The sequence below is a fragment of the Gordoniibacillus kamchatkensis genome (assembly GCF_000829455.1).
GTDB lineage: Bacteria > Bacillota > Bacilli > Paenibacillales > NBRC-103111 > Gordoniibacillus > Gordoniibacillus kamchatkensis.
In genome coordinates this window covers 20,663-30,001 of record NZ_JXAK01000068.1, presented here as the reverse complement: position 1 = coordinate 30,001, position 9,339 = coordinate 20,663, and the positions used below count along the sequence as shown (strand labels likewise).

At 59.4% G+C, this 9,339-nt stretch carries 12 protein-coding genes and 1 pseudogene; 1 reads left to right on the top strand and 12 read right to left on the bottom strand.

The window, feature by feature from the left end; all coding sequences use genetic code 11:
• A pseudogene (locus tag SD70_RS38735) lies at positions 1–99 on the top strand (motility protein A); the annotation flags it as partial.
• A 476-nt stretch (positions 100–575) separates the two neighbouring features.
• Here SD70_RS38735 and SD70_RS27525 read toward each other — a convergent pair.
• From SD70_RS27525 to SD70_RS27465, 12 genes are all read right to left on the bottom strand, one after another.
• The gene (locus SD70_RS27525) at positions 576–1,505 is read right to left on the bottom strand and encodes a CvfB family protein (protein WP_041051562.1); all 930 of its coding nucleotides are present in this window, start codon (positions 1,503–1,505) and stop codon (positions 576–578) included.
• Between the two features lie 576 nt (positions 1,506–2,081).
• Positions 2,082–2,429: a ribosome silencing factor gene (gene rsfS, locus SD70_RS27515; RefSeq protein ID WP_041051559.1), complete on the bottom strand. Its 348-nt coding sequence runs from the start codon at positions 2,427–2,429 to the stop codon at positions 2,082–2,084.
• Between the two features lie 4 nt (positions 2,430–2,433).
• Entirely contained in the window at positions 2,434–3,018 is a 585-nt protein-coding gene (yqeK, locus tag SD70_RS27510; protein ID WP_041051557.1) for a bis(5'-nucleosyl)-tetraphosphatase (symmetrical) YqeK, read from the bottom strand.
• Positions 3,002–3,580 (bottom strand): nicotinate-nucleotide adenylyltransferase, encoded by a 579-nt coding sequence (gene nadD / locus SD70_RS27505; RefSeq protein WP_231571593.1) that lies wholly within the window; start codon positions 3,578–3,580, stop codon positions 3,002–3,004. Before nadD ends, yqeK begins: the two co-directional genes overlap by 17 nt.
• Before the next feature lie 388 nt (positions 3,581–3,968).
• Positions 3,969–4,262, bottom strand: a complete 294-nt coding sequence (yhbY, locus tag SD70_RS27500; RefSeq protein WP_041051553.1) for a ribosome assembly RNA-binding protein YhbY — start codon at positions 4,260–4,262, stop codon at positions 3,969–3,971.
• Between the two features lie 60 nt (positions 4,263–4,322).
• Complete coding sequence (locus SD70_RS27495; protein ID WP_041051552.1) at positions 4,323–5,207, bottom strand: shikimate dehydrogenase; 885 nt, start codon at positions 5,205–5,207, stop codon at positions 4,323–4,325.
• A 369-nt stretch (positions 5,208–5,576) separates the two neighbouring features.
• Positions 5,577–6,704: a ribosome biogenesis GTPase YqeH gene (gene yqeH / locus SD70_RS27490; RefSeq protein ID WP_041051550.1), complete on the bottom strand. Its 1,128-nt coding sequence runs from the start codon at positions 6,702–6,704 to the stop codon at positions 5,577–5,579.
• Positions 6,705–6,717: 13 nt separating this feature from the next.
• Entirely contained in the window at positions 6,718–7,215 is a 498-nt protein-coding gene (locus SD70_RS27485) for a YqeG family HAD IIIA-type phosphatase (protein WP_041051568.1), read from the bottom strand.
• Between the two features lie 138 nt (positions 7,216–7,353).
• The gene (locus tag SD70_RS27480; protein ID WP_041051549.1) at positions 7,354–7,602 is read right to left on the bottom strand and encodes a hypothetical protein; all 249 of its coding nucleotides are present in this window, start codon (positions 7,600–7,602) and stop codon (positions 7,354–7,356) included.
• Entirely contained in the window at positions 7,578–8,138 is a 561-nt protein-coding gene (locus SD70_RS27475) for an RNA polymerase sigma factor (protein WP_041051548.1), read from the bottom strand. Before SD70_RS27475 ends, SD70_RS27480 begins: the two co-directional genes overlap by 25 nt.
• Positions 8,135–8,329, bottom strand: coding sequence for a hypothetical protein (locus SD70_RS27470; RefSeq protein ID WP_041051547.1), 195 nt, complete (start codon positions 8,327–8,329; stop codon positions 8,135–8,137). Before SD70_RS27470 ends, SD70_RS27475 begins: the two co-directional genes overlap by 4 nt.
• Positions 8,330–8,351: 22 nt before the next feature.
• Positions 8,352–8,843 (bottom strand): hypothetical protein, encoded by a 492-nt coding sequence (locus SD70_RS27465; protein ID WP_041051546.1) that lies wholly within the window; start codon positions 8,841–8,843, stop codon positions 8,352–8,354.
• Positions 8,844–9,339: the final 496 nt, after the last annotated feature.

Genomic DNA, 9,339 nt, shown 5'->3' with positions numbered 1-9,339 from the left:
GTCGTCATCGAGGAAATTGTGGACATGGCTACGATCGCCCGCCGCGAAGGCGTGCTGGCGCTCGAACAACGCGCTCAGGAGCACTCCAATCCATTTTTGGCCTCATAGCGGAACGGCGTTCCGCTATGTTCAGCGAATACGCCCATTTCTTAAAAATAACGGAACGCTATTCCTTTATTTCCGTCAGTGTTTGATCGGCCTCATCCTGTTCGATGACAGCCATGAACAAACCCGGAGTAAGCTCCGGGTTTGGAAATTCGCAACACCGATCATGGCGGGCGCAACGCGGTTTTCATACGAAACGTTCGCCGCGGCAGTATTGATAGTAAACTTGCTTGCAACATCCGATACATGAAAGTAATCATAGCCAGTTCGTAGCGACTAACGTAACAAGAGCTACAGTAGCTGCATGATTACCTTATATGTAGTGCTGCAGTGACGGGAGCGGCAGCGAGACATAGCAGCATAATTTCCAGAATACCTAGGTTGCAGTTGCTAGACTGCTTAAGTCGTTCACATTCCAGCTAAAAGACCCTATGCTATCATGGCTGCTTCGCTCCAGTGCCCAGCGCGTGTTACGCTTCCGGTTGCGGCGGGACGCCGTCGCTCGCGGATGCGCCAGTGTCTGCTGCTGCCAGGTAAGTCCAGTTGCCTTTTTGGTACACCGCGTTTTCGCGCATCAGCTTGCCGAGAGCGCGCTTGAAGGCCGCCTTGCTGATGCCAAATTTGGCGGCGATAACGTCGGCTGGCGTCTCGTCGGAGTATGGCATCGCGCCGTTCGGTCGGCCTCGCAAAAATTCGAGCAAACGCTCGGCGTCCTCAGTGCGCCCGAGCTCCTTCTGCTGGCGCAGCGACAAGTTGACGCGGCCGTCCTCACGGACGAACGTGACGCGGACGCGCACCCGCTCGCCGAGGCGAAGCAGGCGCGGACGATCCGGGGCCGGAATGAAGCCAATGGCGCCGAAGCCGAGCACTCCGCCCTCGCAAACGACGAACGTGCCCATTTGCAGCGGCTTGTACACGCGCGCGTCCACCCAGCGGTTGCGCCAGTCGTCAGGCGCATGGAAGCATTTGGGGGCGAGATCCGCCTCCCCGGCCAGCTTGGCGATAAGCCGCCCCGAGCGGTCGTTCGCCAGCGTCACGAACACCGAGTCTCCCACCTGGGGCCGCAGCTCCTCCAGCTCCGGAAGCTCCGAATACGGCAGCAGCAAGTTGCGGCCGAGTCCCATTTCCAGAAAAACGCCGTAGCGCGGATGAATGTCGACCACTTCGAGCAGCCCGACTTCACCGGACAGCAGCTTCGGCCGGCGCATCGTCGCCGCCAACCGGTCTTCCGTATCGTGGTACAAAAAGACGTCGATCGAGTCGCCGATCTGTATCGGATCCGTAATTTCGCTATAATGCAGCAGTACGTCCTGATGGCCATCCGTCAAAAAGTAGCCATTCGGCGACACCTCGCGCGCAACGTCCAGCGTCACGACCTCGCCGGCGCGCAGGCGCGGCACGCCGGGAGCAGGCGCGGCAGGGCGCGCAGCGCCATGACGGCGGGCGGCCGCCGGAGGCCGCGGGGCCGTCCATGCGCGTCCCTCGGCCGCGAGCGCCGGATGAGGCGGAGCGCCCTCCGCCGCCCTGATGCGAGCCGGTGTGCGACCCCCGAGCGCCGTCAGGCGTTACAGAGCGATCGCCGGGCCAGCCCGAGCGCGGCGACGTCTTGCGGCCGGCACCTGTAGGGCGGACGCCGTCGCGCGAGGGGACGCCGCCGCGGCCGGATGCACCGCCACGCGGGCGGTCAGCGCCGGACTGGGCGCGCTCAGGAGCGTCACCTGGCGCGCCGAAGCGGCTGCGCCGAGCGGGAGGCGGCGCCGGGGCGATCCGCCGCAGTGTCAGCGGAGCGGGAGCCGCCGTCTCGCAGCTCGTTCAAGCGCACGAACGAGCGCTCGCGGCGGCCTTCCCAGCGGCCGCCGCCCGTGTGCCCGCCGCCGTTGTCCGGGGGCGTATCGCTGCCGCGTCCATCGACGCGCTGGCCGTCAGCCGGGGAGCCGCGCGGGGGCCGAACCGTTTTCCGGAGGATGTCTCGTCCGTCATACCCGTTCCACAACCTTTGCATCGGACCATAAACGTTCGATATTGTAATATTCCCGGTCGTCCCTGTGGAAGACGTGCATGACGACATCGCCGAGGTCGAGCAGCACCCAGCGCGCCGTCTCCATCCCTTCCAAACCGCGGATGCGCACGCCCGCTTCATCGGCCCGTTTGCGCACCTCGCTGACGATCGCCTGCACTTGCGTCTCCGAATTGCCGTGGCAAATGACAAAATAGTCCGCAATGAGCGACACGCCCTTCAGGTCGAGGGTTACGACGTCATACGCCTTTTTGTCTTCTGCTGCGGCTACTGCAAGGGACATTACTTGCTCCGGGGAATTGTTCATTCGTTCAGCCTCCAGTACTTTTGATTTCTATCAGCAGCCCGTTGCGGGCCAATACTGTCAAAGGATATATTCGCTTGCCCTGCTGCAGCAGGAATGAGATCGTCGAATCAAAGCCGGCGACAAGCGCCTTCTCAACACTATATTCGGCGATTTCCCGAATCTTATGCACATTTGGAAAATCGCGGCCTGGCTCGATGTAGTCGGCCAGACACACGATTTTGTCGAGCTGCGTCATGCGCTCCCGGCCCGACGTATGGTACAAAATCGCGTCCAGCACTTCCGGGTCGGTCACACCGTATTCGTCTCTGGCAACGGCAACGGCGGCGGGCGCGTGCCACAGCTCCTTGTCGTAATCGAGCATGTCTTGCGGCAGCTCGGGGTTAAGCCGAACGGTTTCTGCCTGCTTCTCGACCGGCCAGAACTTGCATACGTCATGCAAAATGGCCGCCATATCCGCTTTTGCCGGATCGGCGCCATACTGCTTGGCAAGCTTCACGGCCGTCTCCATCACGCCGAGCGTATGCTGCCAGCGCCGCTCCGGCATTTGCGCTTTCACCGCTTCCATCAGCTGTTCACGTGTCCTGTTCATACAGCCGGTTCACCTCCATATAGCGATACACCGCCTCCGGCACTTGATAGCGCGCGGACCGGCCTTGCCGGCGCTGCTCGCGGATGCCGGTGGAGGAAATGTCCACCGCCGGCATCGGCACCATCGTCACCGCCCCGCGCAGCGTCTCCGGCAAGCCTGATCCAGGGTCGGGATAACCGGGCCGCTGCAGGCCGATGAAGCGGATATGCTCCACGATCTCGTCGATGCGGTGCCATTTCGGCAAATAAGCGATCATGTCGCCGCCGATGATGAACGAAAAGCGGGTGCCCGGATAGCGTTCCTTCAGCAGCAGCACCGTATCGATCGTGTACGAGACGCCGCCCATGCGCAGCTCCAAATCGGAAGCGCGCAGGTGCGGGTTGCCGGCGGCAGCTTCGCATACCATGCGCCAGCGATGCTCGGCGTCCGTGCGCGAGCCATCCGCTTTGTGCGGAGGGACGTTCGCCGGCAGCAGCCACACTTCGTCCAGGCCGGCACCTTCGCGAGCGGCTTCGGCGGCAAGGAGATGGCCGATGTGGATCGGGTCGAACGTGCCGCCCAAATCCCCACGCTGCGCGATGCAAACGGTTGTGCCGGCAAAGTTGCCACTGCTTCCGCCAAACCCTCATGCACAGCTGCATGGGAGGCGCACGGCAGGCTGGGAAAATCCCGCTCGCCCGTATGCACGGCCAAATGGCGTTCACCCAAATGTTCGGCCATGTTATGCCGTTCGCCTTTTTGCTCGGCCATACGGCATGCGCCCGTATGCTCGGCCTTGTACCATGCGCCCGTTTGCCCGGACAAGTTCGGCGCCGATGGTGATCCGGCCTCGTTCAGCGGCAACGTTACGTTCAATTCAGCCGTATTTTCGTATTTATTCGGGCGGCCGGCCTCGTTGTTTTCGTTCGGTTGCATCGGTTGCTCGCCCCTTCCCCCTTGGGCAGCGCTGACTACTGCGGCAGCTCGATCGTTTTGTAATCGCGCGACTCTTTGTAGAGCACGATCGTGCGGCCGATGACCTGCACGAGCTCGGCGCCCGCGCCTGCGGCGAGCTGCTCGGCGATCTCCTCGCGGTCGTCGTCGTTATTGTTAAGCACCGACACTTTGATCAGCTCGCGCTTCTCGATCGCCTCTTCGATGTGGCGGATAATGTGCTCGTTGACGCCGCCTTTGCCGACCTGGAAAATCGGGTCGATATGGTGCGCGAGCGAGCGCAAGTACCGTTTCTGTTTGCCTGTGAGCATGGATGAATGGCTCCTTCTCAGCTTTTCCTTCAAGCTATCGTATAAATGGGTTAAAGTTGGCTAGTCCCGCGCGCCGAACGCTTCGAGAACCGTCTCGCGCATGGCGGCGACAGGAGCCTGGCGTCCGGTCCAATATTCGAAAGCGTATGCGCCTTGATAAATAAACATGCCGAGGCCGCCGTGCGTTTTCGCTCCGCGCCGCTCCGCTTCGGCCAGAAGACGCGTCTTGAGCGGATTGTAGATCAGATCGCTGACGATCAGGCCGCTATGCAATAGGTCCGGATCGAGCGGCACGTCGTCAACGTTCGGGTGCATGCCGGCCGACGTCGTGTTGACGACGACGTCGGCGTCCCGGACGGCGGCCGCGGCGCCGTCCATCCCGGCTCCGGCGCAATCGGCATAAGCCGAAAGCGCCGCCGCCAGCTCCACCGCACGCTCCGCCGTGCGGTTCACGATGCGCAGGCTCGCGATGCCTTCGCGCGCCAACGCATAGCCGACGCCGCGCGCCGCGCCTCCGGCGCCGAGCAGCACGACCCGTCGCCCGGCGAGGTCCATGCCGGTCTCCTCGCGCAGCGAACGAACGTAGCCGATGCCGTCGGTGTTGTACCCGACGAGCCGGCCTCCTTCGTTCACGATCGTGTTGACGGCGCCGATGACGCGGGCGCCTTCGTCGATCTCGTCGAGGTACTGCATGACCTCGACCTTGTGCGGGATCGTGACGTTGATCCCGCGGAAGCCGAGCGCCCGCACGCCGCGGACGGCGTCGCCGAGCTGCGCGGGCAAAATGTGAAACGCCGCGTAAACCGCATTGATTCCCGCCTCGCGGAAGGCGCGGTTCAGCATAATCGGCGATTTGGAATGGCGAACCGGATCGCCGAACACGCCGTATACGATCGTATGGCTGTCAATGTCCGGATGATCCGTTTTCCCCGCTGCCGTTACCATATCGATATTCTTCCCCCCATGCAATTCCCGTTTGCTTTCCGGCGGCAAGAAACTCCGTAACCGTCGTTGCGATTTGCCGATTCGCACCAAAGCTGCCAACACGAACGTTTCAAGTTGACGCTCGGACTCGCGGCACTTCCCTTTCTCCCGCTTTACAGACGTTGGATTTCGTCCAATGTTTTATCGTTTTAGGCGAAGGATAGAAGACGTTGGTTGGATTTTATCCAATGCTTTAACCGAAAATAGCCCGCAACCGCCCACAAACAAACGATTCCATTGGACGTTTTCCAACCAAGCTGCGGACTTCATCGAAACGAGCGATTTGGATTGGATGATTTCCAATGCAGCCCAACCGCGGCTCAATTCCGTTTAAATAAGCGCGTCCCGGGCGATGACTTTGACGCCCTTCGGGGCGTGCACGACAAGCTGCGCACCGGCTTCGCTGTTCAGCTTGATCCAGCCCAGCCCGGAGATAAGCACGTCGTGCTTGCCGCCTTTCGGGATGCTGATCGCGTGCTTCGTCAGCGGCGGCAGCTCGCCCGCGTCCTCTTTGCGCGGCGGCGTCAACAGCTCTCCCAGATGCTCGGCGTACAGCTCATCCGCGCGCTCCAGCTTCGTGCGGTGCACCTTCAATCCGCTCGCGATGTAGCACGTAAACGACTGCCGCTCGCCCTTGACGAAATCGAACCGCGCCAGCCCGCCGAAAAACAGCGTCTGCTGCTCGTTGAGCTGGAATACGAGCGGCTTGATCGTGCGATCAGGCATAATCCGCGCCAAATCGCGCTTCGGCACAAGCTCCGTCAAGCGGTGCTTGTAGACGATGCCCGGCGTATCGATGATCGACTTGCCGTCGTCGAGCGGGATTTTTACGATGTCGAGCGTCGTTCCCGGATATTGCGACGTCGTCAGCTCGGCCTCCAAATCGCTGAAATCGGCGATGAGCCGGTTGATGAGCATCGATTTGCCGACGTTCGTCGCCCCGACAACGTACACGTCGCAGCCGTCACGGTGCTCGCCAATCGCCTCGATGACACGGTCGAAGCCGAGATTGCGCTTCGCGCTGCACAGCACGACGTCGACGATTTTCAGCCCGAGCTGCTTCGCCTGCTTCTGCACCCAGTTGACGATCCGGTTCAAATTCGTCACCTTCGGCAGCAGGTCGATTTTGTTCACGACGAGCAGGACCGGGTTGCCCCCGACAAAACGCGCCAGCCCGCTAATCATGCTGCCCTCAAAATCAAAAATGTCGACGATGTTCACGACCAGCGATTTCGTGCTGCCGATATGGCCGAGCAGCCGCAAAAAATCGTCCTGATTGAGCGTGATCGCCGACGCGTCATTATAATGTTTAATCCGGTAGCAGCGCTGGCAAATGACAGGCTCTTTCAGCAAAGCCTGCTCCGGCACGTAGCCGAGCTTGCCCGGATCGTCCAGCTGCAGCTTCACGCCGCATCCGGCGCAGTGGATCATTTCGTCGTCCGTTTCGTGATGAGTCATAGTGCCTCCGTAGTCATTTTCTCATCCAATACAGCGCCGCGCGTTCGAGACGCCGGTTGACGGCTTTGGTGAAAAAGCCTTCGTCCTGCGGCGAGATCGGCGTGACGAGGATCGTGAACAGCCCCATCCGGTTGCCGCCGAGCACGTCGGTCATCATCTGGTCGCCGATGACGCACGCCTCTTCGGCACGCAGCTTCATGAGCTGCAGCGCTTTGCGGAACGCGGCGTTCGTCGGCTTGCGCGCGCTGTGGATGAACGGAACGCGGATCGGACTCGCAAACGCCTGCACTCTGGCCAAGTTGTTGTTCGACACGATCACGACTTGAAAGCCGCGCCGCTTCACGTTTTCCAGCCAGTCGATCAGCTCCGGCGTCGCATCGGGGTCGCGGGCTCCCACGAGCGTATTGTCCAAGTCGGTAATGATGCCGCGAATGCCGGATGCCGCCAGCCCGTCCAAGTCGATATCGTAAATTGTGGCTACCTGCAGCCGCGGAATCAATAAATTCAGCAACGTTCCGTTCACCCCAGCATCTTCCTCGAATCTATGGCAAAATGATAACACACTTGCGGGTTACGAGCAAAAGGCGGGCGCACCGGGCCTTCGGCCCGCATGTGCGCCCGCCTTGCGTCGCCATTCGGCGAACTATCCTTACGCGCTAAACTGATCTTCGTGCAGCGGCCAAAGCGGATACGCGCCGGCGCCATTCAGCGGGAAGCGGTCGAACAACTGCCGCCACCAGTCATACCCCATATCTTCCGCAATTACGATGATTTCGGGCAAGGATTGTTCCATCGGTGCCAAGTCCGCGGCGACGTGCTCCGCCCACTCGGCGAGAAGCCGGTCAAGCCGGCGGTCCGTCTCGGGCGGCAGCTTTATATCGGGGTGCTTTTTTGCCAATTGCGTTCCCTCCGTTTCCCCGCTTCTTCTTTTGTCGGCAACCCGAGCTTATCGGCAAGCAGACGGCGAGCCAGTGCGATTTTATAGCGAATCGTTCCGGGCGGCTGGTGCAGCGCGCGGCCGATCTGGCTGCTGTTCATCCCGCCGGCCGCCTTCATGAGCAAAATGCAGCGCAGCTCCTCGGGGAGCTCCATGATATGCGATTCAAGCTCGCGAAAACGCTCCCGGCCCGCCAGGACGGCCGACAAATCCCCGTCATCGCGGCGGCAATCCGCTTGCAATTGTTGCTCCGCTTTTTTCCGGTACGACACCGATCTGTAGTAATCCGTCAGACGATTCGTAGCGACGGAAAACAACCAGTAGATCCGTTCTTCGTTGGGGATATGCGCTACAAGCTCGATCCGGTTCCATACTTTGAGAAAAACGTCCTGCAGCAAATCGGCAGCCGAATCGCGATTGCCCGTGCGTCCCAGCAAGTAGGAGTACAGCTGTCTGGAGTGGGCGGCGTACAAGTCCCGAAACAGCTGCTCTCTCATTGCTCGCTTGGAGCGTCTGCATCGGCTTTTGCGGAAATATTGCCCAGTTTCGTGGTGGCAAGCAGCTTCAAAAGCGGTATGAGCTCTTTAGAGGCGGAAACGTTGCCCATGACGATCAATTCGGTTACCTTCTGCTTGAACAAAGCGGCGTCGACATCGGACGCAATTTCGAAGTTGCCGACAAGCAGCATGGAGATCGGTTCGTCGATAAGCTCAAAAAAACGCCTTCGGCAACGAATCGTTACCCAAAAACAAGCGCGGCAATTGCGAATGGTAATAGGCGATTTGTCCCGCCAGCTTCGTTACGGCACCGGCAAGGGCAGCCTCGCTCACTTTGGGGGCAATCAGCTGACCTGCGATAATAATTTCGTTAAAGCCTACATTCTCAATCGGCGACGTGATGATCGTCTGGCCGGCGATGACGAGTATATCTTCTTCCGAACCGGCGCTATTGGCGAAAATTTCTCCGCTGAGCGTCAGCTGCCCCGTCAACAATTTGATTTTCCCGGGCGTATCCGGAATCGTCACCGTCATGCCGACGTTTTTTTGCGGAACTTTCAGCAAGGCGTCCATCAAAAATTGCGGCGCTAAAATCACGCCTACATTTCTAATCTCGGATATTCCGGACAAATCGTCTGTTTTCTTGCTTGTTAAATCGAGTACTCCCATGTTTTCGATAACGGTTGCCTGCAGCGCATTTTCCACTTTGCATTCCTCCATTTATTGGATATTCGCTTTACACTGATCATAACGCTTCTGTTTGGAAAGTGTTGGCGGTTTTTGGAGCTGAAGCGGAAAAATTAATCGATTTGGCATCGCCGGACGTTCATGCGAATGTTCAGCTTACTCCGGTACCTTACGAAAAAAAGAAACACTGCGCAATCTTTTGAGCTTTACATGTACGAGTTAAGCCCATATTCGGACAATATTGACGTCAACAAAACGGCCGACTTGTCTGCTTCATCACCAGCCTGCGTGCCTTATTACAGAGGAACTAAGCCAGTGCAGCAACAGGTTGCCTCAAGAGTCCGCCGAATTCACCCCGTAGTCCGGGGGAACAAGCGTTGCTAACTGATGCAATAAAGACCGTGTTCGCTACATAAAGACTTTATGGGCGCTGAATTTGAGCCAAAATGAAAAAAACGGCCGTCAGCGCCCCAAAGTTCGATCGATACGAATTTTCGTCGCTGTTCATGGAACA

Excerpts from the sequence above, each read along its gene's own strand:
- SD70_RS27470 (WP_041051547.1), bottom strand. The coding sequence starts at position 8,329 with ATGCTGCTTGTCGGCAACTTCGAAATTGCGTCCGATGTCGACGCCGCT.
- yqeH (WP_041051550.1), bottom strand. The coding sequence starts at position 6,704 with ATGACTCATCACGAAACGGACGACGAAATGATCCACTGCGCCGGATGC.
- yhbY (WP_041051553.1), bottom strand. The coding sequence starts at position 4,262 with ATGCTCACAGGCAAACAGAAACGGTACTTGCGCTCGCTCGCGCACCAT.
- yqeK (WP_041051557.1), bottom strand. The coding sequence starts at position 3,018 with ATGAACAGGACACGTGAACAGCTGATGGAAGCGGTGAAAGCGCAAATG.
- rsfS (WP_041051559.1), bottom strand. The coding sequence starts at position 2,429 with ATGAACAATTCCCCGGAGCAAGTAATGTCCCTTGCAGTAGCCGCAGCA.
- SD70_RS27475 (WP_041051548.1), bottom strand. The coding sequence starts at position 8,138 with ATGAGAGAGCAGCTGTTTCGGGACTTGTACGCCGCCCACTCCAGACAG.
- SD70_RS27495 (WP_041051552.1), bottom strand. The coding sequence starts at position 5,207 with ATGGTAACGGCAGCGGGGAAAACGGATCATCCGGACATTGACAGCCAT.